Below are 23,657 nucleotides of genomic sequence, written 5' to 3' on the forward strand. Positions count from 1 at the left end.
GTTCTAGTCCTCGCTGTCCCAGACCGGCGCCATGTCGCGCGCGAACTTGATGTCGTCGTTGCTGGTCCCGGCCGCCACCATCGGCCAGACCATCGCGTCCTGGTGAACGACGAAGTCGATCACGACCGGCACGTCGTTGATCTCCATCGCCTTCTCGATGGCCGCGTCCACGTCCTCCGGGCGCTCGCACCGCAGGCCCACACAACCGTACGCCTCGGCGAGCTTCACGAAGTCCGGAATCCGGCGCACCGTCTGCAGGTCGGTGTTGGAGTAGCGCTCGTTGTAGAAGAGCGTCTGCCACTGGCGGACCATGCCGAGGTTGCCGTTGTTGATGATCGCGATCTTGATCGGCACGCCCTCGATGACGCAGGTGGCCAGCTCCTGGTTGGTCATCTGGAAGCAGCCGTCGCCGTCGACGGCCCAGACCGTGGCGTCGGGACGTCCCATCTTGGCGCCCATCGCGGCCGGGACCGCGAACCCCATGGTGCCGGCGCCGCCGGAGTTGATGAAGGTGCCGGGCTTCTCGTAGCCGATGAACTGCGCGGCCCACATCTGGTGCTGGCCGACGCCCGCGGTGTAGATCGCGTCGGGGCCGACGATGGCGCTCAGCCGCTCCATGACGTACTGCGGCGCCAGGGACCCGTCCTCGAACTGGTCGTAGCCCAGCGGGTAGGTCTCCCGGTAGGCGTTGAGCTGGGCCCACCACTCGGCGTAGTCGCCCTTGCGGCCGTCGCTGCGCACCGCCGCGATCAGCTCGGCGATGACCTCCTTGCAGTCGCCCACGATGGGCACGTCCGCGTGCCGGTTCTTGGAGATCTCCGCCGGGTCGATGTCGGCGTGGACCACCTTGGCGTACGGCGCGAAGCTGGACAGCTCCCCGGTGACACGGTCGTCGAAGCGCACGCCGAGACCGATGATCAGGTCGGACTTCTGCAGCGCGCCGACCGCCGCCACCGAGCCGTGCATGCCGGGCATGCCCAGGTGCTGGGAGTGGCTGTCGGGGAAGGTGCCGCGGGCCATCAGCGTGGTGATCACCGGGATGCCGGTGAGCTCGGCGAACTCCAGCAGCTCGGGCGAGGCGCCCGCCTTGTGCACGCCGCCGCCGACGTAGAGCACCGGCCGCTTCGCCTCGGCGATCAGCTTGGCCGCCTCGCGGATCTGCTTGGAGTGCGGGCGGGTCACCGGCCGGTAGCCCGGCAGCTGCATGACCACCGGCCACTGGAAGGTCGTCGTGGCCTGGAGTGCGTCCTTGGAGATGTCGACCAGGACCGGCCCGGGGCGTCCGGTGGAGGCGATGTGGAACGCCTCGACGATCGTGCGGGGGATGTCGGCCGCGTCGGTGATCAGGAAGTTGTGCTTCGTGATCGGCATCGTGATGCCGGAGATGTCGGCTTCCTGGAAGGCGTCGGTGCCGATGGCGCCGCTGGGCACCTGGCCGGTGATCGCGACGAGGGGGACCGAGTCCATGTAGGCGTCGGCGATGGGGGTGACCAGGTTCGTCGCGCCCGGGCCGCTGGTGGCCATGCACACCCCGACCTTGCCGGTGGCCTGCGCGTATCCCTGGGCCGCGTGGCCGGCGCCCTGCTCGTGCCGTACGAGCACGTGCCGGACCTTGGTCGAGTCGTAGAGGGGATCGTAGGCGGGGAGAATCGCGCCGCCCGGAATCCCGAACACGGTGTCGACCCCGACGTGCTCCAGTGCCCTCACCAGGGCCTGGGCTCCTGTCATCTGTTCGGTCATCGGCTCGTTCCTTGCGTGGCTGAACGTGGCTGAACGTTGCGCTGGCATAAAAAAGGCCCCATCCCACCTTGGGCTGGCGGGGCTGGGGCGGCGCGCAGGTCGGAGTGCTTCGCTAACGGCCTGCGCGCCGGCGAAGTACTACGCGAATCCCACGGTGATGCATGGGTCCACCATGACCGACGGAGTGGCCCGGCGTCAAATTCATGGGACGCATGTCTCAGAAGGCGAGATGTCAGACGCTTCCCTGCAGGCTGGAGGCCGTGGCGGGCCTCAGGGAGTCGACCCCGCGGGGGGCCATCGGCCGTCCCACCAGGTATCCCTGACCGCGGGTGCAGCCCATCTCACGCAGCAGTTCCAGCTGTTCGGAACGCTCGATGCCCTCCGCGACCACGATCAGCCCCAGGTCGTGACCGAGCCGCACGATCGTGCGGGTCAGCAGCGTCAGGGTCTCGTCGCGCCCGAGCCCGGACACGAACGACGGGTCGATCTTGATCATGTCCACCGGGAGCTGCCGGAGGAACGCCAGCGAGGCGTAGCCGGTCCCGAAGTCGTCGATGGCCAGCCGTACCCCGAGCGCGCGCAGTTCGGACAGCCGGGTGACGATCTCCTCGGCGTCCTCGACCACCATCTCCTCGATCACCTCGAGCGTCAGCGCGCTGGGCGGCAGCCCGCTCTCGGCCAGCGCCGCCTCGATGGTCTGCACGAACCGCGGCGCGGTGATCTGCCGGGCCGACAGGTTGAGCGAGAGCCCGATGTCCCAGGAGGAGTCGCGCCAGGCGGCCACCTCCTGGCAGGCCTCGCGCAGGATCCACTCGCTCAGCGGCACGATCAGGCCGGTGTCCTCGGCCGGGCCGAGGAACTGCTCCGGAGGTACGAACTCGCCACCCCGCCACCAGCGCACCAGCGCCTCCACGGCGGTGACGCGGGAGGTGGCCAGGTCGACCACGGGCTGGTACTCGATCGCGAACTGGCCCTCCAGCAGCGCCCGCTGCAGGTCGGCGGCCAGCTCCAGACGGCGGACCACGTCGGCGTGCATGTGCGCGGCGAACACCTCGACCCGGCGCCCGCCGAGCTCCTTGGCCCTGGCCATCGCCACGTCGGCGTTGCGGATGAGGTCGGCCGAGGACACGTCGTCGTCGGCGAAGGCGACCCCGACGCTCGCGGTCAGCGCGATGTCGCGGTCGGCCACCCGGAACGGCTCGGAGGAGACCGTGTGGATCAGCAGTTCGGCGAGGTCCACCGCCGTCTCGGCGTCCACGCCGCTCTCCAGCAGCACCGCGAACTCGTCGCCGCCCCAGCGGGCCAGGGTGTCGTCGGCCCGTACGGCGGCACGGAGCCTGCGGGCGGCCTGGCCGAGCAGGTAGTCGCCGCTGGCGTGGCCGACGGAGTCGTTGACCGAGGTGAAGCCGTCGAGGTCGAGGAAGATCACGGCTACCCGGCTCTCGCCGGGACGGGCCAGGACCTCCCGGGTGCGCTCCTCGAAGTAGGCCCGGTTGGGCAGGCCGGTGACGCCGTCGTGGAAGGTCAGGTGGGTGACCTGGTTGCGCAGGGCCTGCTCGTCGCTGACGTCGCGGGTGGTGACCAGCAGCAGCCCCTCGCCGTGGACGTGCCGGGTGGCCACCGACTCCGTCGGCCGCCAGGTGCCGTCGGCCGCCCGGATCCGGCACGCGATCATGCAGGCCCCCGGGCCCTCCTCGTGCTCCTCCTCGGCGCCCATCGCGCGCAGCGCCATCTGGATCTCCGGCAGGTCCTCCGGGTGGATGTAGTCGAAGATCGACCTGCCGACCAGCTCGTCGGGGTGGTAGCCGTAGGTGATCTCTACGCCCTCGCCGATCTGGTGCACCACGCCGTGGTGGTCGCACAGCAGCACCACGTCGCCGGTGCTCTCGGCCAGGTCGTGGAGCTGCCGCTCGCCGAGGTCCAGCAGGCGCCGCATGCGGCCGGTCTCGCCCAGCGCCGCGAACAGGCGCACCAGCAGGATCACGACGACCGAGGCCGCGACGACGACCGGCACGGAGGCGGGTCCCTCCACCCGGCCGCCGAGCACCCGCACCAGCACGACGGCGGTGGCCAGGGCGACGAAGACCAGCGGTAGCGCGGCGATCGGCGAGGGGGCCAGCCCCGGGTCGTACGGCTCGCGCTCGTCGTCCTCGGCGTCCACCGCGCGGGCCGTACGGCCGCTCCACGGAACGGCCGCGAGCAGCAGGAACGCCATCGGGGCCGGCCAGACCCCGGCCATCGGCGGGGCGTCCCCGGCCAGCCTGGCCACCGCGGTGACCGTCTCGCCCACGGTGATGGCCGCGAGCACGGCGAGGGCGGCCAGGCCCACCGGCCAGGCCGAGCGCCGGATCGGCACCACCGAGGGGCCGACCACGCATGTGAGGACCAGGCAGAGCAGCGGGGAGGCCAGGTTGACCGCGAAGTCCCCCGGGCCTCCGGCCTCGCGGTAGACCGGCCCCAGCGCGAGGACCCAGGCGATCGCGAACAGGGAGGCCGCGCAGATGTAGGCGTCGGCGAGGTCGCGCAGGAACGCCCGCCCGTGCGCGGGCCGGCCGGCGCACAGGCCGGTGCCGACGGCGAGCATCGCCGTCCCGGCCAGCAGGACCAGGTCGGCGAAGTTCACCGCGAACGGCGCGCCGTCGGCGATCGGACGGGCACCGGCTCCGGCCATCCAGACGATCGACCCGCCCGCCAGCCAGCGCCAGGCCAGCGCCCTGCGGCGGTCGGCGACCCGGGAGGCGGCGACGAACAGGGACGCGGCCGCCGTCGCGGCCGCCGCGACTCCCGCCACCGCGCCGACGACCACGGCCGAGGCGCCGCTGACGAGGGCGGCCACGAGGCCTGCCGCACCGGTCACTCCGGCGGCGATCAGCGGTACCCGGAGGTCACGCCAGCGGATCATTGTCTGCCCATCCAGTGTTCGGTCCGTCGCTTCTGCGGCGTTCCTTCACTTCGCCGCGCCCACGGTGCTGCCACCGGACGCGTCGTCCGCGTCCTCGAGAGCACACGGCCAGTGTGGGCTCTCCGTACAGCTTGAGGAGTGACAACGTTGCAGTCGTCACCGTTCTGATAACCATGCGAGCGATCAGAGTCGCAGAAGACAACGATACGCACCGAAGGTCACGGGGCAGCCACGGTCCGGATTCCTTTCTCGGTCAGCTTGCTCTGTCAATATGAGCCAGTAATGACATTCTTGAGCGGCTCACCTGCGAGATAGCGCAGGAGCTGGGAGCGCAGCAGCCGCAGCATCCGCCGCCCGGAGGCGGGAGTGCTGCCCGCGACGTGCGGGGTGATCAGGAGACCGGGGGCCGTCCACAGCGGGTGATCGGCGGGCAGCGGTTCCGGGTCGGTCACGTCCAGCGCCGCCGTGATCCGGCCCGTGCGCAGCTCGGCGACCAGGGCGTCGGTGTCCACCACGCCTCCCCGGGCGGCGTTCACCAGCAGGGCGCCGTCCTTCATCGCGGCCAGGAAGCCGGCGTCGACCAGCCCGGTGGTGGCGGGCGTGGCCGGCACCAGCAGCACCACCGCGTCCGCCCGCGGCAGCAGATCGGGCAGTTCGTCCTGCCCGTGCACGTTGCCCCGCGCGCTCCTGGCCACCCGGATGACGTCCACCTCGAAGCCCGCCAGCCGCCGCTCCAGCGCCTCGCCGATCGAGCCGTACCCCACGATCAGCACGGTCGCGTCGGCCAGCACGCCGGTGTGGCGGTAGGTCCACTCCCCCCGGTCCTGTGCCCTGACGAAGTCCGGGAACTCCCGCAGCATCGCGATCATCGCCCCCACCGCCCACTCGGCGGTGCCCGCGTCGTGCACGCCCCGCGCGTTGCACAGCACGACGCCCCGCGGCAGGTGCGGCCGGTACGGCTCCACGCCGGCCGTGACGGTCTGCAGCAAGCGCAGTTTCGGCATCCGGGCGAGGACCTCCGGGATCCCGCCCACCGGCATCAACGGCGGGATCCAGACCTCGACCTCCTCCACCCCCTCGGGAACCGGCCCGGTGCCGTCGTAGACGACGCATTCCACATCGGGCAGATCACTCAGGACATCGGCGGCGGCCTTGGAGGGCACCCAGATCTTCATGAATCGCATTATCCAGGCGGCCGTCCCGGAACCCGCGGCGTGTGCATCGTGTATGGATGGGAAGAGCGGACGAGGTGACGGAGGCTTTTCCCATGACGGGCACCACCCCACGCGACACGACCGGCCCCGCGGGCCGTACCCGATGGCCGATCCTCGCCGTCGCCCTGGCGCTGGCGGCCGGCTGCTCGGCACCCGCCGCCGAACGGGTCGGCACGGCCAGGACGCCCTCCGCCCCGGCCGCCACCGCCGTGTCCCAGCCGCCTCCCGGCGACCCCCGCGTCCTGACGAAGAACCTGGCGGTGCCGTGGGGCATCGCGTTCCTGCCCGGCGGCGACGCGCTGGTCACCGAGCGGGACACCGCCAGGCTGCTGCGGGTCACCGCGTCCGGAGAGGTCTCCGAGGTCGCGAAGATCGACGAGGCGCGCCCGGACGGCGAGGGCGGCCTGATGGGCGTGGCCGTCTCGCCCGCCTTCGACAAGGACGGCTTCGTCTTCCTCTACTACACCGCCGCCTCCGACAACCGGATCGTGCGCTACCGCTACGACGACCGCACCCTGACCGACGCCGAGGTCATCCTCGACGGCATCCCCAAGGGCGCGATCCACAACGGCGGCCGGCTGGCCTTCGGTCCCGACGGATACCTGTACGCCGCGACCGGCGAGGTCGGCGACCGCCAGCTCGCCCAGGCCCTCGGCTCCCTCGCCGGCAAGATCCTCCGTATGACCGCCGACGGCGCCCCCGCCCCCGGCAACCCCTTCCAGAACGTGATCTGGAGCTACGGCCACCGCAACGTCCAGGGACTGGCCTGGGACCCGTCCGGCCGCCTGTACGCCAGCGAGTTCGGCTCCAGCTCGTTCGACGAGGTCAACCTGATCGAGAAGGGCGGCAACTACGGCTGGCCCGAGGTCGAGGGCGTCGGCGACGACTCCCGCTTCATCGACCCGGTCGTCACCTGGACCACCGACGAGGCCTCTCCCTCCGGCATGGCCTACGCCGACGGCTCCCTGTGGGTCGGCGCCCTGCGCGGCAGCAGACTCTGGCGCGTCCCGGTCGCCCAGGACGGCACGGTCGGCGCGGCCGTCCCCCTGTTCGAGAACCAGTACGGCCGAATCCGCGCGGTCACCACCGCCCCCGACGGCTCCCTGTGGATCGGCACCAGCAACAAAGACGGCCGCGGCTCCCCCGCCCCCGACGACGACCGCATCCTCACCCTGACGCCCACTCCTTGAGCACGTCGGGGTTGGCGCCGGGTACGGCGCGGATGCCGAGCAAGGCACCGGCGCCGGTACGGCGGGGCGGGGAGCGGTGGTGGTCGGCGCCTTTTGTACGGCGCGTGGGCCGGGGTGGCGGGGATGTGGCCGGGTGTTTCACCACCGGGGTGGGGGTGGGTGGGGCGCTGGGCGGGCGGGTGTTGCGGCCGGCCGTCTCAGCGGGGCTCTGGTGCGTTCAGGCCTTCGGCCTGCCCGGGCGCGTGGGGTGCGGTCCTTTTCCTGCGCCGGTCTGCACACTCGCCCGCTCCGCGCCTGTCTCTGCCGTGCCGTACTCATGACCCGCCGTAGTGGCGGACCTTTCCCGGGCGCCCAGTGTTCTGTGGGTGGCTGAAGCAATCGGTGGCGGGGCCGTTCAGGGCGGGCCGCCGTAGACGGTGCTCCGGTGTTGAGAGTGGCCGTGGCTTACTGCTGCTGTGTCGCCAGTTGCAGGCCGAATCCGATCACGATGATTCCGGTGATCCGGTCCAGGCCGCGCTTGATCGACGGCTTGTTCAACCAGCCGCGCATCAGGGCGGTGAAGCCGATGAGCAGGGCGCTCCACAGCAGCCCTTCGCAGACGTGGACCCCCGCCAGCAGAACCCCCATCACCGCATGGGGCGCGTCGTCCGGAATGAACGGCGGGAGTATCGCGACGTAGAAGGCGCCCATCTTCGGGTTGAGCAGGTTGGTCAGCAGGCCACGCCTGAACGCCGCTCCCCATCCGCCGGTCTCCGGCCGCTCGGGTGTCGCCGTTTCCTCCGCTTTCCCCTTGCGGCTGTTCCAGATCATCCTGCCGCCCATCCAGACCAGATAGGCGACACCCGCCCACCGCAGCACTTCGTAGGCGACCTGGGAGGCGGTGAGGAGAGCGGACAGGCCGACGGCCGTGAGAAGGCCCCACACCAGCGTTCCCGCCTGGATGCCGAGCACCACGGCCCATGCCGATCGCCTGCCGGCGAGCAGGGAGGTGCGCAGGATCAGGGCTGTGTCCAGCCCCGGTGTGAGGGTCAACAACCCCACGATGACGGCGAATGAGGCGATCGACCCGTATATGTCCACGGATCGCCAGGATAGCCCAAGCCGACAGGGACGCCGGAACATGAAGGGGCGGAGGCTCCGGGGAGGCGGCGCCGTAGGAGATCGCCCCTTCGGTCAGGGGGATCCGTGTGGTCTCCCGCCACCGGACGTCAGCGACGGCCCGACTTGGTCCGCGTACGGTTTCCGCAGTTGCGTCACGAAATCATCGAACCGAATTCTCGCCGTACGGAATCGAGCTGGTCACAGGTATGGAATCGCGAAACATTCGGACGCCGACCCTGCGCTCCTTCCCGCCGGTATGGCCGCAAGGCAACGGCGGCCCGCCCTGAACGGCCCCGCCACCGATTGCTTCAGCCACCCACGGAACACTGGGCGCCCGGGAAAGGTCCGCCACTACGGCGGGTCATGAGTACGGCACGGCAGAGACAGGCGCGGAGCGGGCGAGTGTGCAGACCGGCGCAGGAAAAGGACCGCACCCCACGCGCCCGGGCAGGCCGAAGGCCTGAACGCACCAGAGCCCCGCTGAGACGGCCGGCCGCAACACCCGCCCGCCCAGCGCCCCACCCACCCCCACCCCGGTGGTGAAACACCCGGCCACATCCCCGCCACCCCGGCCCACGCGCCGTACAAAAGGCGCCGACCACCACCGCTCCCCGCCCCGCCGTACCGGCGCCGGTGCCTTGCTCGGCATCCGCGCCGTACCCGGCGCCAACCACCCGCCGTACCCGGCGCAAACCTACTCGTCGGCCGACACGCACTTGAGGTCGAGTTCGGGCTTGTAGACGGTCGTCTTCTTCTCCCGCTTGACCTCCTTGCCGTCCTGCTTGAAGATCCGGGTCACGTCGATCGTGAAGCCGGGCTGGCCGGTCATGGGGATGCAGTCGGGGCCGCTGTCGGTCTTGCTCTCGAACTGGGTGACGTTGTAGCGCTCGGAGGAGACCGACTCGATGTCGTAGCGCTTGGTGCTCCAGAACGCGACCGTGACCGAGGTGCTCGTCGCGGAGGACTTCACCAGCACGCCGTACTTGGAGTCGTTCTTCCAGCGGAAGTCCGGCTGCGGCCAGGAGACCGTGGACTCCCGGCCGGCGGGGTAGCGCGAGATGTAGAACTCGTGCGCCATGTGCTGGACGTCCTCGAGGCCGCCGAAGAACACGGCGTTGTACATCGTCGTGACGAACTGGGAGATGCCGCCGCCGACCGAGGGGACCAGCCGGCCGCCCTGGATCATGGGAGCCTCGACGAAGCCGCGGGCCCTGTCGCGCTGGCCGACCACGCCGTTGAGCGAGAAGGTCTCGCCGGGCTTGACCAGGTGGCCGTCCAGGAGCTTGGCGATCGTCTGGATGTTGGTCGCCCTGGGCACGCAGCAGGGGTACATCGTCGTGAACTCGCTGATCTTCTCCTTGATGCCGAGCTTGCGCATCTCGGTCAGGGAGGTCCGCGGTTTCACGGTCGTGAGGGAGACCTGGATCGTACGGCTGCCGCCCTCGGTGACCAGGTCGGCCACGGCGTCGGCGAGTTTGTCGTCGTCGACGCCCTGGCCGCGGCGGCCGGGGACGAGCTTGGGCTTGTTGCCCACGATCTCGAAGGTCGGCTCACGAGGAGCCTCGGCCGGGTCGACGAGGTCCTTCTCGACGCCGGCGAGGGCGCTCTTGGCGTCGAACACCGGGCGCATGCCGCCGGAGTCGTCGGGCTTGAAGGACAGGTGGGCGGCGATCGTGTCGACCGTCAGCTGGGTCTGCTTGCCGTCGACGGTCAAGGTGATCGGACCGGACAGGGCCTTGCGCGCCGAGGCGGCGGTCTTGGCGACCACCTCGGCGGTGACCTTCGGCTTGGTGACCGTGACGGGCAGCTCGACGGTGCCGCCGGAGCCGAGGTAGGCCTTCTGGATGGCGGCGGCCGCGGCCTCCCGCTCCAGCTCGCGGCCGTCACGGGGCTTGACGCTCGCCGGCTTGGTGCCCTCGAAGGACACCGCGCCCTCGACCACCTTCTGGTCGATCTTGCCGGCCAGTTCCCCGACGCTCTCGTCGAGCTTCTCGGGGTCGGCGGAGACCTTCGGGGGCAACTCGACGGTGCCGGTCAGGGCCCGCCAGACCTCGCCGGGAGAGGGGAAGTCACTGGGAGCCTGGTCGATGGTGGCCACGACGTCGAGTTCGAGACCGGCCTGCGCGGGGTCGAGCGTGTATCGCTTGCCCACGGCCTCCAGGGTCATCGGCTTGCTCGCCTCGTCGGCCAGCTGCTCCCTGAGCCGGTCGGCCGCCTCGGTCGCCGTCAGGCCGCCGATGTCGACGCCCCGGACCTGCGTACCGGGAAGGATCTTGCCGGACATCGCGATCGCGGGCACCCCGTAGGCGAGGCCGGCCAGCACCAGGAGGAGCACGAGAGCGAGCGTGATCTTGCGACCCCGGCGGCGGGGCCGCTCCTGGGGCGCCGGGGTTCCGGGTCGCGGACCGGCGCCGTTGCCGTCGAACGCCGGGCCCGGGTCGTCGCCCCGCGACGGCCGCGGCGGGAGGGAGGGCTCGGGAGGCGGCGCGGGCATGCGCCAGGGCTGGCGCTGGATCGGGGCGGGGGGCAGTCCCCCTCCCGCGGGGGGACCGGCGGGACCTGCCTGGCCACCCGGGGCACCCAGGACTCCCGGAGCGCCCGGGGCACCCGGTCCGCCGGGAGGAGGGCCCGCGGGGCGGTCGAAGGCGGGAGAGCCGAAGATGTCGGGAGAGACGCCCGGGGGCAGTCCCGAGCCGCCGTTCGACGGACCGCCGGAGGGGGCCTGCGGGTTGCGGGACCCCGCGGCGGCGCCGGGCCGGATCGGGCGTGAGGGCAGGGGAACCGCGGCGAACGGATCCGTCGGCGGGTCGATGGACCTTCCGGCGTTCCGCACGTCCCCCGTCTCCTCCTGTTGCACGAATTCCTCCCCGGCAACCCTAAACCACAACAGCTAAATGACGTCCTGAATGCGGTAACAAATCAGCCTGTCCACCGGTATCGGTGCTCCGGGCGGCCGGCGGTGCCGTACCTCGGCCGCAGCTCCGTCTGGCCGGTGGCGCACAGGTACTCCAGGTAACGCCGGGCGCTGACCCGCGACAGTCCGGTGAGCATCGCGACTTCGGCCGCCGACAGGTCGGTGTCGGCCTCCCTGAGCGCGTCCGCCACCAGGGAGCAGGTCGTGGCCGACAGTCCCTTGGGCAGCGGCGGCGGGCCGCCGCCGGGTACGCCGAACAGCCGGTCCACCTCGTCCTGGCAGGCCTCGGGGCCGAGGGCGGCCAGCTGCCTGCGGACACCGGCGTACTGCTCCAGGCGGTCGGTGAGCGCCCCGGCCGTGAACGGCTTGATCAGGTAGTTCACCGCGCCGCCGCGCATGGCCGCCCGTACCGTGGTCACGTCGCGGGCGGCCGTGATGACCAGCACGTCGGCGGGGTGGGACACCCCCCGCAGCGTCCTGAGCACGTCGAGCCCCGACATGTCGGGCAGGTAGATGTCGAGCAGCACCAGGTCGGGCCGGTGCTGCGCCACCGCCGCCACCGCCGCGGCCCCGGTGTGCACCGCGTCGACCACCGTGAAGCCGGGCACCCGCGCCACGTAGCCGCTGTGGATCCTGGCCACCATGAAGTCGTCGTCCACCACGAGCACCTTGATCGGCGCCGACGCCGACGACGTGCGCCGCGGCTCGGGCATGGCGGGGTGCCGGTGCCCGGCGTCGTCGCCAGGCCTGGAGCCCGCGGCCTCGTCGTCCGATTGCCGGTTTTCGGCCTCGTCACTCATCCGCTCCGCCTCTCAGTGCCGGAACGCTCTCACGGACATCCTCACGCCGGGGCAGCAGGGCGGTGAACACCGCGCCGCCCGCGTTGTGCACGCGCACCCAGCCGCCGCGGCGCAGGCAGGCCTGACGGGTCAGGGCCAGACCGAGGCCGCGGGGGCCGGAGCGGGCGGCCTTGGTGGTGAAGCCCTCACGGAACACCTCGTCGGCCAGGGCCGGGCTGACCCCCGGCCCGGAGTCGCCCACCCGGATGCGCAGGCCGTCCCTCTCGGTGCGGACGGAGACCTCCACCGTGCCCCCGGCGCCGTCCAGGGCGTCCAGGGCGTTGGCCACCAGGTTGCCGACGACCAGCACGGCGTCGTGCGGGTCGTCGAGCCCGTCCTCCTCCACCCGGCAGTCGTCGGTGAGCACCAGGGACACGCCCCGCTCGGCCGCCTCGGCGGACTTGGCCAGCAGCAGCGCGGCCAGGGTCGGGTCGGCGACCTTCTCCCGGATGCCGGCCGAGTGGTGGCCGTAGGCCTCGGTGGTCTGCGTGATGTAGCTGACCGCCGTGTCGTACTCGCCGAGCTCCAGCAGGCCGACCACGGTGTGCATGCGGTTGGCGAACTCGTGCGCCTGGGCGCGTAGCGCGTCGGTCGTGCTGCCGGCCTGGTCGAGCTCGCGGGCCAGCCGTACCAGCTCGGTCCGGTCCCGCAGGGTGACCACCCAGCCGCTGCGCCGGCCGCGGACCGCCACCGGCATGCGGTTGAGCACCAGGACCCGGTCACGGTGCAGGACGACCTTGTCGTCGCCCGGATCGTGGCCGGTCAGCACGTCCCGCATCCGGTCCGACAGCGGCATCTCCGCGATGCCCCGGCCGACGTCGTGGGCGGACAGGCCCAGCAGTTCCCTGGCCGCGTCGTTGAGCAGCGTCACCCTGCCCTGCAGGTCGAGGGCGAGCACGCCCTCCTTGACGCCGTGCAGCACGCCCTCGCGCTGTTCCAGCAGGGCGGCGATCTCACGGGGTTCGAGACCGAAGGTCTGCCGCCGGACCCGCTGGGCGATGAGCGCGGCCCCCGCGGACCCGGCGAAGAACACCGCCAGCACGGTCCACATCAGCGGCGGCAGGGCGGCGCCGAGCTGGCCGGCGACGTTCTCCTCCAGGACGCCGACCGAGGCCAGGCCGATGACGGCGCCCGAGGAGTCGAGGATCGGCGCCTTGCCGCGCACCGAGCGGCCGAGCGTGCCGGTCTGGATGCCGGTCCAGGTACGGCCGGTGGACAGCACCTCCGAGCCGTCGGTGGACAGCCGCTTGCCGATCAGCGCCGGGTTGGGGTGGGCGTAGCGGATCTGGTCCCGGTTGGCGATCACCACGTAGTCGGCGCCGGTGGCGGCCTGCACACCGGCCGCGATCGGCTGCAGGGCCAGTTCCGGCCGGGGATGCGTGAACGCCTCGCGCACCTGGGGCAGCCCGGCCACCGACTCGGCGATGGCCAGGGCCCGCTGCTGGTGCTGCAGGTCGAGCCGGTCGCGGGTGTGCTCGGCCCAGACGCCCGCCGTACCGCCCGCCGAGAGGAATACGACCACCAGCTGCAGGACGAACAGCTGGGTGCCGAGGGAGGCGTTGAGGATGCGCCGCATGACTGGAACTCCCTGGTCGGAGAGCTCATCAGAACATACGGAGGTAACGGTGCAGTCGCGGCGACCGGCCGGGAGCGTGACCAATACGACCGATACGACGGCAAGCACGCAAAGGATCGACATCGCGGCCCGTGGCGCCCAGCATCCTCACCACGCTTTTCCACTCGCTGTTGGGAGATGACCCATGCGCCTCCGCAGACTCGCCGCTCTGGCGGTCCTGTCACTCGCCGCCCTCACCGCCTGTGGCTCGGGCTCGGAGTCCGGCACCGGCGCCAGCGCGCTGAAGATCATGGCTCCGGCCGCTCCCGGCGGCGGCTGGGACCAGACCTCCCGTACGGCGGAGCAGGCCTTCAAGTCCGTCGACCCGTCCCGGAAGGTCGAGGTCTACAACGTCCCCGGCGCGGGCGGCACCATCGGCCTGGCCCAGCTCGCCGGCGAGAAGGGCAACGGCAACCTGCTGATGACCATGGGACTGGTCATGGTGGGCGCGATCGAGCAGAACAAGTCGCAGGTCACCCTGACCGACACCACGCCCATCGCGAAGCTGACCGAGGAGTACGAGCTCGTCGTGGTCCCGGCGGAGTCGCCGTACAAGACGCTGGCCGACCTGACGGCGGCGTGGAAGGCCGACCCGGCGAAGATCGCCATCGCGGGCGGCTCGGCCGGCGGCACCGACCACATCGTGGCGGGCCTGATGGCCAAGGCCGCCGGGATCGACCCCAAGCAGGTCAACTACGTCGCGCACTCCGGCGGCGGCGAGGCGCTGAACGCGCTGCTGGGCAACAAGGTCGCCCTGGGCATCTCGGGTGTCGGCGAGTTCGCCGAGCACGTGAAGTCCGGCAAGCTGCGCGCCCTGGGCGTGTCGTCCCCGGCGCGGCTGGCCTCGGTGGACGCGCCCACGCTGAAGGAGGGCGGCCTGGACGTGGAGCTGGCCAACTGGCGCGGGTTCGTCGCCCCCGCCGGGCTGGACGAAGAGGCGAAGAAGGCCCTGACCGACGCGGTCACCGAGATGCACGACTCGCAGGCGTGGAAGGACGCGGTGGCCAAGAACGGCTGGACCGACGTCTTCCAGACCGGCCAGCCGTTCGCGGACTTCCTGGTGGCCGAGCAGGCCAAGGTCAAGGGCATCATCGCGGAGATGGGGCTCGTCTCCTGATGTCGTCGTCTCACGAGGCACCACGGTCCTCCCCGGAGCCGGAGAACGGGTCCGCCGTACCGGATCCGTCCGCGTCCCCGATGCGGGACACCGCCGCGGACCCGTCCGGAGCGCCTGTGCGGGACTCCGCCGCGGACCCGTCCGGAGCGCCGGCGCGCACGGCCGGCGCCTCCGGAGGGGGCTCCTCCGGGTGGGGGTGGCGGCGGCCGGAGCTGGTGCTGGCCCTGACGGTGCTGGGGCTGGGCGTGTTCGTGATCGTCGGCACCGCGGACGTCACCGCCGCCGGTTCCGCGCTCGGGCTCGGCCCCCGGTTCTTCCCGGTCCTCGTCGGCTCGGCGATGTCGCTGATCGGCGTGTTCTACGTGCTCGACGTGCTGCGGGGCGGGCACGGCGATCCGGAGGAGGCCGAGGACGTCGACGCCTCCGCCCCGGCCGACTGGAAGGCGGTGGCGCTGGTCAGCGTGATCTTCCTCGCCTTCGCGGGGCTGGTCGACCTGCTCGGCTGGATCATCGCGGGCGCGCTGCTGTTCTTCGGCCTGTCGGTGACGCTCGGGGCCGCGCACCGGCTGCGCGCCGGCGCCGTCGCGATCATCCTGTCGACCGCGTCCTACCTGGCCTTCGTCAAGGGCCTGGGCGTGACGCTGCCGGCCGGGCTGCTGTCGGGGGTGATCTAGGTGGAGTCGCTGCAGCTGCTGCTCGACGGGTTCGCCACCGCGCTCACCCCGGTCAACCTGCTCTACGCGCTGGCCGGGGTCACCCTCGGCACGATCGTGGGCGTGCTGCCCGGCATCGGCCCGGCGATGACGGTGGCCCTGCTGCTCCCGGTCACCTTCAGCGTCCCGCCGGCCAGCGCGTTCATCATGTTCGCCGGGATTTACTACGGCGGCATGTACGGCGGGTCCACGACCTCGATCCTGCTCAACACGCCCGGCGAGAGCTCCTCGATGATCACGGCGCTGGAGGGCAACAAGATGGCCCGGCGCGGCCGGGCCGCCCAGGCGCTGGCCACCGCGGCGATCGGGTCGTTCGTGGCGGGCACGATCGCCACCGCCCTGCTGGTGGTGGCGGCGCCCCTGGTCGTGGACTTCGCGATCTCCTTCGGCCCGGAGGACTACTTCGCGCTGGCCGTACTGGCCTTCACCGCGGTCTCGTCGGTGCTGTCCCGTTCGGTGGTGCGCGGCCTGGCCTCGCTGGGCTTCGGCCTGGTCATCGGCCTGATCGGCATCGACGAGCAGACCGGGCAGGCCCGGCTGACCCTGGGCGTCCCCCAACTGCTCGGCGGCATCGAGGTGGTGGTCGTGGCGGTCGGGCTGTTCGCGATGGGCGAGGCGCTGTACGTCGCCTCCCGGCTGCGGCACGGCGAACCAGAGGTGATCCCGGTCGGCCGGGCCTTCCTGGGCCGTTCCGACTGGTCGCGGTCCTGGCGGCCGTGGCTGCGCGGCACCGCGCTGGGCTTCCCGTTCGGCGCGCTGCCCGGCGGCGGGGCGGAGATCCCCACGTTCCTGTCCTACTCGGTGGAGAAGCGCCTGGCCCGGGGAGTCGCCCGCGAGGAGTACGGCACGGGCGCGATCGAGGGCGTGGCGGGCCCCGAGGCCGCCAACAACGCCTCGGCCGCGGGCACGCTCGTCCCGCTGCTCACCCTGGGGCTGCCCACCTCGGCGACGGCCGCGATCCTGCTGGCGGCCTTCCAGCAGTACGGCCTGCAGCCCGGTCCCCAGCTGTTCGACCACAACCCGGCGCTGGTGTGGGGCATGATCGCCTCGCTGTTCCTGGGCAACGCCATGCTGCTGGTGCTCAACCTGCCGCTGGCCCCGCTCTGGGCCAAGGTGCTGCACGTCCCCCGGCCCTACCTCTACGCCGGGATCGTGCTGTTCGCCGCACTGGGCGTCTACGCGCTGAACGCCTCGTGGATCGACCTGGTCGTGCTGTACGTCCTGGGCCTGCTCGGCTTCGCGATGCGCCGCTTCGGCCTGCCGATCGCGCCCGCGGTGATCGGCATGATCCTGGGCCCGATGGCGGAGATCCAGCTGCGCCGGGCGCTGGCCATCGGCGCGGGCGACGCCACGGTCCTGGTGCGCAGCCCGATCGCGGCGGCCATCCTGGCGGTGGCGTTCCTGGTGCTGTTCATCCCGTTCGCCAGGAAGGCGCTGGCGGGCCGTACCCGCAACGAGTGATCCCGCCGGCCGACCGCGATCCCCGCGGGCGGCCCTCCCGCACGGGCGCGTGACGGGCGCCGGGCCGCCGTGGCGTCCTGCCGGAACGGCGCCCGGCGCCCGTCACGCGCCCACACGCCTGCGGATCAGCTCCAGGTCATCCTCCGGCAGCGCGTCGGCGACCAGCAGCCGCGGCAGCAGCTCCGGTTCGGCGGTCATCGCACGGAAGGCCAGCGCGACGGTCACGTCGTGATCAGGCCGGTGCACGACCTCGACGGGGTCGCCGGCGCGGATGTCGCCCGGCTCGACAACGCGCAGGTACGGGCCCGGCCGGGCGGCCCGCGTGAAGCGCTTGATCCATCCCTCCTCCTCCAGCCAGCCCTGGAACGTCCCGCAGGGGATCCGGGGGCACGACACCTCCAGGACCACGTCGGGCCCGACGCGCCAGCGCTCGCCGATCAGGGCGGCGTTGACGTCGATGCCCGCGGTCGTGAGGTTCTCCCCGAAGGAGCCGTTCGGCAGCGGCCTGCCCAGCTCGCCCTCCCAGATGTCGAGGTCCTCCCGGGCGTAGGCGTAGACGGCCTGGTCCGTTCCGCCGTGGTGCTTGATGTCGTAGACGCGGTCACCCACCAGGCCGACCGCGCCGGTGCCCTTGGGGCCGGGCTCGCGGACGGCGACCGGGCCCTCGGCGGGGCGCTTGTCGATGCCCGTCGCGCCGAGGTTCTTCCAGGGGTTGGGGCGGGGCCTGCCGATGTTGACCGAGAGCAGCTTCACACGCACGACCGTACGGCCCCGCGTCCGAGCGACTCATTTCCCGGCCGTCCCACCGCCCCGGCGAGGTGATCGTCACTTGCGGGAACATGCATTCCCGGTAGTTGGAAATGCCGGGAAACCCCCATGAGCAGGACTAACCGTCAATTCGAGGACCTGGTCGGCGGTTCTCACCGGTCCCACGGGAGATGCCGCGGGGGGTTGACCCTCGCCGGGGCCGTACCGCGGAAATCGGAGAACGATCTTCAGCCTCGGGTTGACGTCTACCGGGCGACATCGCATTAGCCTCATGTCGCCATGAAGGTCGCCATGAAGGTCGCCACGAAGGTCGCCACGAAGAAGATCTCGGTTCTGGTCGGGGCGGCACTGCCGACGGCGGGCTGCCAGCCCGTCCGGGCTTCCTCCCCCGGCCCTCCCGGCCGAGCAGGTCATCGGCAGCAGGGAGATCACCGGGAACAACTGGTACAAGGTCCGCATCGACCTCTACGCCGTCCAGCGGCAGGAGAAGCTGATCACGGTCGACTTCGCGGCGACCGTCCTGCAGCACGACCGCGCCGGCGGGTGGGAGGTGGGGGCGCGTTCTCCGCCGTGCCCTCCGACACGCCCACGGTGGACGGCCTCTATCTCGTGGACACCGAGAACGCCAGGAAACATCTGGTGACCACGGACGGGGCCACGGCGCCGCCGTCCCGGTGGCGGCCGACACCGGGACCGACGAGTACGGCCGGGCCGTCGACAGCCCGGAGGGCCGCGCGAAGAACCGGCGCGTGGAGATCACCTTCTCCCGTTGAGGACCCCGTCCCGCCTTTCCATCGGCGCCGGTGACCCGGACGCGTCTCCGTCGCGCGCTCGGCGTGGACGGAACAGGCCGGGAATCGACACAGGTCCCGCCGGATGATCCGGCGGGACCTGCGCGTCGTTCTGGAGAGTGCACCCGAAGAACCCGGTCCGGCCCTGCCGGGTGACCCGGCGGGACCTGCGCCTCGTCTCCGGGGACGCGGTCCCCGCCGGTTACTCCGAGACGCCGAGCTTGTCCAGGATCAGCTCGCGGGCCCGGCCGGCGTCGGCCTTGCCGCGGCTGGCCTTCATGACGCCGCCGACCAGGGCGCCGACCGCGGCGATCTTGCCGTTGCGGACCTTGTCGGCCGCGTCGGCGTTGTCGGCCAGCACCTGATCGATGATCGCCGACAGCTCGCCCTCGTCGTTGACGATCTGCAGACCGCGGGCGGCGACCACCTCGTCCGGGGAGCCCTCGCCGTTCAGCACGCCCTCCAGCACCTGGCGGGCCAGCTTGTCGTTGAGCGCGCCCCCGGCGACCATCGCGCACACCCGCGCGATCTGGTCGGGGGTGATGGCCAGGGCGCTCAGCGGGACCCCGGCCTCGTTGGCCCGGCGGGCCAGCTCGCCCATCCACCACTTGCGGGCGTCGGCGGGCGGCGCGCCGGCCGACACCGTCGCCTCGACCAGGTCGATGGCGTCGGCGTTGTGCATGGCCTCCATGTCCAGGTCGGACACGCCCCACTCCTGCTGGAGCCGCTTGCGCTTGACCCGCGGCAGCTCGGGCAGGGCCGCCTTCAGCTCGGTCACCCACGCGCGGTCCGGGGCGATCGGCACCAGGTCGGGCTCGGGGAAGTAGCGGTAGTCCTGCGCCTCCTCCTTGGACCGGCCCGAGGTGGTGGTGCCGGTGTCCTCGTGGAAGTGGCGGGTCTCCTGGATGATCCGGCCGCCCTCGGCCAGGATGCCGGCCTGCCGCTCGATCTCGCTGCGGACCGCCCGCTCGACGCTGCGCAGCGAGTTGACGTTCTTGGTCTCGGTGCGGGTGCCCCACTCGGAGGAGCCGCGCGGCATGAGGGAGACGTTGACGTCGCACCGCATGGAGCCCTCCTCCATGCGCACGTCGGAGACGCCCAGGGCGCGCATGACCTCGCGCAGCTCGGTGGCGTAGGCACGGGCCACCTCGGGGGCGAGCCGGTCGGTGCCCGCGATGGGCTTGGTGACGATCTCCACCAGCGGGATGCCCGCGCGGTTGTAGTCGACGATGGAGTAGTCGGCGCCGTGGATGCGGCCGGTGGAGCCGCCCACGTGGGTGGACTTGCCGGTGTCCTCCTCCAGGTGCACCCGCTCGATCTCGACCCTGACGATCTCGCCGTTCACCTCGACGTCGAGGTAGCCGTCGAAGCAGAGCGGCTCGTCGTACTGGCTGATCTGGTAGTTCTTCGGCATGTCCGGATAGAAGTAGTTCTTCCGGGCGAAGCGGCACCACTCGGCGATGGAGCAGTTCAGCGCCAGGCCGATGCGGATGGTGGACTCGATCGCGGTGGCGTTGGCCACCGGCAGCGAGCCGGGCAGCGCCAGGCAGACCGGGCAGACCTGAGTGTTCGGCGGCGCCCCGAAGGCGGTCGGACAGCCGCAGAACATCTTCGAGGCCGTGCCCAGCTCGATGTGCGTCTCCAGGCCCAGCACCGGCTCGAAGCGCTCCAGCGCCTCGTCGTACGGCATGAGCGTGTCTGTGCTCATTTGTCGTTCACCGCTCCTCGTTCGCTGCGCGGAGCGCTCGTGCCTCGCGCGCCGCTTCGCTCATTGCGTCGGGTTCTCTCCCGCTCACAGGTAACCAAGTCCCTTCAATGCGTTCCTCGTCTCCGCGACCCACTCCGCGTACGCGGGGACCTGGGCCAGGACATCGAGGTCGATGTTTCGTCCGATGTAGTCGAAGTAGTCGCCGACCGGCCGGCCCCTGCGCGGAGCGGCCGCCGCCATGACGTCCCGGGGATAGACGATCCGCTCGACGTCGGCGGGCCTGGCGGGCAGCCCCGCCAGGTCGCCGCCCTCCAGCCGCTCCCACACCCCGGGATCGGCCAGCGGCCAGGCCTCGGTGTCGCCCAGGGCAACCACCGGCACCAGATAGTGCGAGTGGTAGCGGACGCCGTCCGGTCTGCCGCGCTCCCGGCCCCGGTCGTGCGCGAAGATCAGATGGCAGTCGGCCGCGAGCTCCTCCAGCGCCGCGACCGTCTGGTCGCGCTCGCACGGGACGGTCCGCGTGGTCTCCACGTCCACCACGTACGGCGACTCCCGCAGCAGCCCGCGCAGCTGCCGGGGGATCAGCGCGGCCAGGAAGCCGTCCCCCTCCGTCCCCGTGACCAGGCCGGGGACCAGCGGGCGGTTCATGCCGCCGCGCCGAGGTACCGGCGGACCTGCCGGGGCGAGACGAACGTGCCCGGCTCGCCGTCCGGCTGGACGGGCTTGGCCACCGTCACCCGGGAGACCCGCTCGTTGCCGGGATCGACCCGCACCACGGCGTCCAGGAAGGTCAGGGCCTCCGGGGCGGTCCGGTAGAGCTCGGCCACCACCACCGGCGAGTGGCTGGTCAGGATGACCTGCCTGTACGGCTCCGCCCCGCCCGGCTCGGTGACCCGCCGCCGGACCCGGCGCAGCAGCTCGCCCAGGCGGCCGGGGTGCACGCCGTTCTCGACCTCCTCCACCAGCAGCGTGACCGGGTGGTCCGGGTCGTGCAGGGCCGCCAGGAGTCCCAGGACCCGCAGGGTCCCGTCCGACAGCAGCGCGGCCGGGACCGGCCCCTGCCCGTCCAGCATCAGGTCGAAGGACCACTGACCCCGCTCCAGGCGGGGCACCGTCGCGGCCACGTCGGGGACCAGCGCGGCGAGGTCGGCCGTGAGGTCGGCCAGCGCCGCCGTACCCGCCATCCGCCCGAGCACCGCGGCGAGGTTCCCGCCGTCGGCGGCCAGCGGACCGCGGTCGGCCGGGGAGCACCGCCCGCGCATGGCGTGCGGCTCCGGGGCGTATCTGCGCCAGGCCGCGACCGTGCGGCGCGGCGTGCCCTCCGGGTCGGGATCGGCGACCATGAGCTCCAGCAGTTCCTCGGGCAGGCGCCGGGCCACGTGGCTGACGACCGCCCCGCTGGAACGCGGGATCCGCAGCACCATCTCCGCGCCCGTGTCGAAGCGCACCGGCAGCAGCGCGCCGGGCTCCGGGGCGACCAGCGCCTCCACCGCGACGGTGAACCCGGGGACGGCCGGACCCTCGGTGACCCGGTGGAACTGTTCGTGCGGGGATCCCCTGCGCACGCCGAGCAGCCCGCCGGGGCCGCCGACCTCGTCCGCGACGAACCCGAGGGCGTCGAACAGGTTCGACTTGCCGCTGGCGTTGGGCCCGACCAGCGCGAGGAACGGCGGCACGTCGAGTTCGAAGTCCAAGAATGACTTGAACCCGTCGATCTCGATCCGAGTGATCACGCCGCCGTTCTTCCTCTCCGTCCCACTGTCCTATGAGCGCCTTCGGTCCTACAGCTCCGGCGCCCTGGACAGCAGGCTCCCGCCCCAGCGGTCGTTCAGGGCGCGCTCGACGGCGGCGCCGACCCGGTAGCAGCGGTCGTCGGCGAGGACCGGGGCCATGATCTGCAGGCCGACCGGGAGACCGTCCTCGTCGGCCAGGCCGCACGGCACCGAGATGGCCGCGTTGCCCGCGAGGTTGGTCGGGATCGTGCACAGGTCGGCGAGGTACATCGCCATGGGGTCGTCGGCGCGCTCGCCGATCGGGAACGCGGTGGTCGGCGTGGTCGGCGAGACCAGCACGTCCACCTGCCCGAAGGCCGCCTCGAAGTCGCGGGCGATCAGCGTGCGGACCTTCTGCGCCTGGCCGTAGTAGGCGTCGTAGTAACCGCTGGACAGCGCGTAGGTGCCCAGGATGATGCGCCGCTTGACCTCGGGCCCGAAGCCGGCGGCCCGGGTCAGCGCCATGACCTCCTCGGCCGAGCGGGTGCCGTCGTCGCCGACGCGCAGGCCGTACCGCATCGCGTCGAAGCGGGCCAGGTTGGACGAGCACTCCGACGGGGCGATCAGGTAGTAGGCCGGCAGCGCCGTGGTGAACGACGGGCAGGAGACCTCGATGACCTTGGCGCCCAGCGACTCCAGCAGCTCCACGGTCTCGTGGAAGCGGGCGAGCACGCCCGGCTGGTAGCCCTCGCCGTCGAACTCCTTGACCACGCCGACGCGCAGCCCCGCCACGTCACCCTGGCGTGCCGCCTCGACCACGCTCGGCACCGGCGCGTCGATGGAGGTGGAGTCCATGACGTCGTGACCGGAGAACGCCTCGTGCAGCAGCGCCGCGTCCAGCACGTTCCTGGCGAAGGGGCCGGGCGTGTCCAGGGAGCTGGCGAAGGCGATCAGGCCGTAGCGGGAGGAGCCGCCGTAGGTCGGCTTCATGCCCACGATGCCGGTGACCGCGGCGGGCTGGCGGATCGAGCCGCCGGTGTCGGTGCCGGTGGACAGCGGGGCCTGGTAGGCCGCGACCGCCGCGGACGAGCCACCGGAGGATCCGCCGGGGATCCGCGACAGGTCCCACGGGTTGCGGGTGACGCCGTAGGCGGAGTTCTCGGTGGAGGAGCCCATCGCGAACTCGTCCAGGTTCGTCTTGCCGAGGATCACCAGCCCGGCCTCGCGCAGACGGCTGGTCACGGTCGCGTCGTACGGCGGCCGCCAGCCCTCAAGGATCTTGGAACCGGCCGTGGTCGGCATGTCCGTGGTGGTGAAGACGTCCTTGTGCGCGATCGGCACGCCGGCCAGCGGGCCGAGATCCTCCCCCGCGGCGCGGCGCTCGTCGACCCGGCGCGCCTGGGCGAGGGTCGTCTCGGCGTCGACGTGCAGGAAGGCGTTGACCTTGGGTTCGACGGCGTCGATCCGGTCGAGATGGGCCTGGGCGACCTCGACCGCGGAGACCTCACCGCTCGCCACCAGCGCGCCGAGCTCGGCGGCCGTCTTGTGGATCAGGCTCATGCTTCCTCCCCGAGGATCCGCGGGACGCGGAAGCGGTCGTCCTCGACGGCCGGGGCGCCGGACAGCGCCCGCTCGGGCGTCAGGCCGGGCCGGGCCTCGTCGGGACGGTAGACGTTGGCGAGCGGGAGCGCGTGCGAAGTCGGCGGGATGTCGTCGGCCGCCACCTCGGCGACGCGGGCGACCGCACCGATGATCACATCGAGCTGGGCGGCGAAGTGGTCGAGCTCCTCGTCGGACAGGGCCAGCCTGGACAGCCGGGCGAGGTGAGCGACCTCGTCGCGGGTTATGGCGGACATGAGTCGTTGAACCCGT

The 23,657-nt window shown here is 71.9% G+C and carries 17 protein-coding genes; 4 read left to right on the plus strand and 13 right to left on the minus strand.

Features of this window, described 5'->3' with window-relative positions:
- Positions 1 to 3: 3 nt before the first annotated feature.
- The 3 genes from Psi01_RS15410 to Psi01_RS15420 form a co-directional block, all read right to left on the minus strand.
- The gene (locus Psi01_RS15410) at positions 4 to 1,788 is read right to left on the minus strand and encodes an acetolactate synthase large subunit (RefSeq protein WP_204064681.1); all 1,785 of its coding nucleotides are present in this window, start codon (positions 1,786 to 1,788) and stop codon (positions 4 to 6) included.
- A gap of 184 nt (positions 1,789 to 1,972) precedes the next feature.
- Positions 1,973 to 4,642 (minus strand): putative bifunctional diguanylate cyclase/phosphodiesterase, encoded by a 2,670-nt coding sequence (locus tag Psi01_RS15415; RefSeq protein WP_204064682.1) that lies wholly within the window; start codon positions 4,640 to 4,642, stop codon positions 1,973 to 1,975.
- Positions 4,643 to 4,908: 266 nt separating this feature from the next.
- Positions 4,909 to 5,817, minus strand: coding sequence for a 2-hydroxyacid dehydrogenase (locus tag Psi01_RS15420; protein WP_204064683.1), 909 nt, complete (start codon positions 5,815 to 5,817; stop codon positions 4,909 to 4,911).
- A gap of 92 nt (positions 5,818 to 5,909) precedes the next feature.
- Between Psi01_RS15420 and Psi01_RS15425 the strand changes: the two genes are divergently transcribed.
- Entirely contained in the window at positions 5,910 to 7,046 is a 1,137-nt protein-coding gene (locus Psi01_RS15425; RefSeq protein ID WP_204064684.1) for a PQQ-dependent sugar dehydrogenase, read from the plus strand.
- Positions 7,047 to 7,490: 444 nt separating this feature from the next.
- On the opposite strand, the gene Psi01_RS15430 is transcribed toward Psi01_RS15425, so the two are convergent.
- The 4 genes from Psi01_RS15430 to Psi01_RS15445 form a co-directional block, all read right to left on the minus strand.
- Positions 7,491 to 8,126 carry a LysE family translocator gene (locus Psi01_RS15430; protein WP_204064685.1) on the minus strand — a complete coding sequence of 212 codons (636 nt, stop codon included), beginning with the start codon at positions 8,124 to 8,126 and terminating at the stop codon, positions 7,491 to 7,493.
- Between the two features lie 715 nt (positions 8,127 to 8,841).
- Complete coding sequence (locus Psi01_RS15435; RefSeq protein WP_204064686.1) at positions 8,842 to 10,980, minus strand: VanW family protein; 2,139 nt, start codon at positions 10,978 to 10,980, stop codon at positions 8,842 to 8,844.
- Between the two features lie 86 nt (positions 10,981 to 11,066).
- Positions 11,067 to 11,774, minus strand: a complete 708-nt coding sequence (locus Psi01_RS15440) for a response regulator (protein ID WP_204064790.1) — start codon at positions 11,772 to 11,774, stop codon at positions 11,067 to 11,069.
- A 79-nt stretch (positions 11,775 to 11,853) separates the two neighbouring features.
- Positions 11,854 to 13,476 carry an ATP-binding protein gene (locus Psi01_RS15445; protein ID WP_204064687.1) on the minus strand — a complete coding sequence of 541 codons (1,623 nt, stop codon included), beginning with the start codon at positions 13,474 to 13,476 and terminating at the stop codon, positions 11,854 to 11,856.
- A gap of 184 nt (positions 13,477 to 13,660) precedes the next feature.
- Between Psi01_RS15445 and Psi01_RS15450 the strand changes: the two genes are divergently transcribed.
- The 3 genes from Psi01_RS15450 (at position 13,661) to Psi01_RS15460 (ending at position 16,806) form a co-directional block, all read left to right on the plus strand.
- Positions 13,661 to 14,632, plus strand: a complete 972-nt coding sequence (locus Psi01_RS15450; RefSeq protein WP_204064688.1) for a tripartite tricarboxylate transporter substrate binding protein — start codon at positions 13,661 to 13,663, stop codon at positions 14,630 to 14,632.
- Positions 14,633 to 14,748: 116 nt separating this feature from the next.
- A complete protein-coding gene (locus tag Psi01_RS15455; protein WP_239127703.1) occupies positions 14,749 to 15,306 on the plus strand; it encodes a tripartite tricarboxylate transporter TctB family protein in 558 nt (185 codons plus the stop codon).
- On the plus strand, positions 15,307 to 16,806 hold the full coding sequence (locus Psi01_RS15460; RefSeq protein ID WP_204064690.1) for a tripartite tricarboxylate transporter permease: 1,500 nt from the start codon (positions 15,307 to 15,309) through the stop codon (positions 16,804 to 16,806).
- Between the two features lie 102 nt (positions 16,807 to 16,908).
- Here the strand turns inward: Psi01_RS15460 and Psi01_RS15465 are convergent, their stop codons facing one another.
- The 6 genes from Psi01_RS15465 to gatC all read right to left on the minus strand — a co-directional run bounded on the left by Psi01_RS15465 (position 16,909) and on the right by gatC (position 23,641).
- Positions 16,909 to 17,559 carry an MOSC domain-containing protein gene (locus tag Psi01_RS15465; protein WP_204064691.1) on the minus strand — a complete coding sequence of 217 codons (651 nt, stop codon included), beginning with the start codon at positions 17,557 to 17,559 and terminating at the stop codon, positions 16,909 to 16,911.
- A gap of 1,008 nt (positions 17,560 to 18,567) precedes the next feature.
- Positions 18,568 to 20,073, minus strand: a complete 1,506-nt coding sequence (gatB, locus tag Psi01_RS15470; protein ID WP_204064692.1) for an Asp-tRNA(Asn)/Glu-tRNA(Gln) amidotransferase subunit GatB — start codon at positions 20,071 to 20,073, stop codon at positions 18,568 to 18,570.
- Between the two features lie 84 nt (positions 20,074 to 20,157).
- Complete coding sequence (locus Psi01_RS15475; RefSeq protein WP_204064693.1) at positions 20,158 to 20,721, minus strand: hypothetical protein; 564 nt, start codon at positions 20,719 to 20,721, stop codon at positions 20,158 to 20,160.
- Positions 20,718 to 21,806, minus strand: coding sequence for an AAA family ATPase (locus Psi01_RS15480; protein ID WP_204064694.1), 1,089 nt, complete (start codon positions 21,804 to 21,806; stop codon positions 20,718 to 20,720). The genes Psi01_RS15475 and Psi01_RS15480 overlap by 4 nt, the downstream gene beginning before the upstream one ends.
- Before the next feature lie 48 nt (positions 21,807 to 21,854).
- Complete coding sequence (gatA, locus tag Psi01_RS15485) at positions 21,855 to 23,345, minus strand: Asp-tRNA(Asn)/Glu-tRNA(Gln) amidotransferase subunit GatA (protein ID WP_204064695.1); 1,491 nt, start codon at positions 23,343 to 23,345, stop codon at positions 21,855 to 21,857.
- Positions 23,342 to 23,641 (minus strand): Asp-tRNA(Asn)/Glu-tRNA(Gln) amidotransferase subunit GatC, encoded by a 300-nt coding sequence (gene gatC / locus Psi01_RS15490; RefSeq protein WP_204064696.1) that lies wholly within the window; start codon positions 23,639 to 23,641, stop codon positions 23,342 to 23,344. Before gatC ends, gatA begins: the two co-directional genes overlap by 4 nt.
- Between the last annotated feature and the right edge of the window lie 16 nt (positions 23,642 to 23,657).

The sequence above is a fragment of the Paraplanobispora siamensis genome, from assembly GCF_016863175.1.
GTDB lineage: Bacteria > Actinomycetota > Actinomycetes > Streptosporangiales > Streptosporangiaceae > Planobispora > Planobispora siamensis.

What these genes read in the sequence shown, in the direction of transcription:
- Psi01_RS15410 (WP_204064681.1), bottom strand. Translation starts at nt 1,788, where the DNA reads ATGCCAGCGCAACGTTCAGCCACGTTCAGCCACGCAAGGAACGAGCCG.
- Psi01_RS15415 (WP_204064682.1), bottom strand. Translation starts at nt 4,642, where the DNA reads ATGATCCGCTGGCGTGACCTCCGGGTACCGCTGATCGCCGCCGGAGTG.
- Psi01_RS15420 (WP_204064683.1), bottom strand. Translation starts at nt 5,817, where the DNA reads ATGAAGATCTGGGTGCCCTCCAAGGCCGCCGCCGATGTCCTGAGTGAT.
- Psi01_RS15425 (WP_204064684.1), top strand. Translation starts at nt 5,910, where the DNA reads ATGACGGGCACCACCCCACGCGACACGACCGGCCCCGCGGGCCGTACC.
- Psi01_RS15440 (WP_204064790.1), bottom strand. Translation starts at nt 11,774, where the DNA reads ATGCCCGAGCCGCGGCGCACGTCGTCGGCGTCGGCGCCGATCAAGGTG.
- Psi01_RS15445 (WP_204064687.1), bottom strand. Translation starts at nt 13,476, where the DNA reads ATGCGGCGCATCCTCAACGCCTCCCTCGGCACCCAGCTGTTCGTCCTG.
- Psi01_RS15450 (WP_204064688.1), top strand. Translation starts at nt 13,661, where the DNA reads ATGCGCCTCCGCAGACTCGCCGCTCTGGCGGTCCTGTCACTCGCCGCC.
- gatB (WP_204064692.1), bottom strand. Translation starts at nt 20,073, where the DNA reads ATGAGCACAGACACGCTCATGCCGTACGACGAGGCGCTGGAGCGCTTC.
- Psi01_RS15475 (WP_204064693.1), bottom strand. Translation starts at nt 20,721, where the DNA reads ATGAACCGCCCGCTGGTCCCCGGCCTGGTCACGGGGACGGAGGGGGAC.
- gatA (WP_204064695.1), bottom strand. Translation starts at nt 23,345, where the DNA reads ATGAGCCTGATCCACAAGACGGCCGCCGAGCTCGGCGCGCTGGTGGCG.
- gatC (WP_204064696.1), bottom strand. Translation starts at nt 23,641, where the DNA reads ATGTCCGCCATAACCCGCGACGAGGTCGCTCACCTCGCCCGGCTGTCC.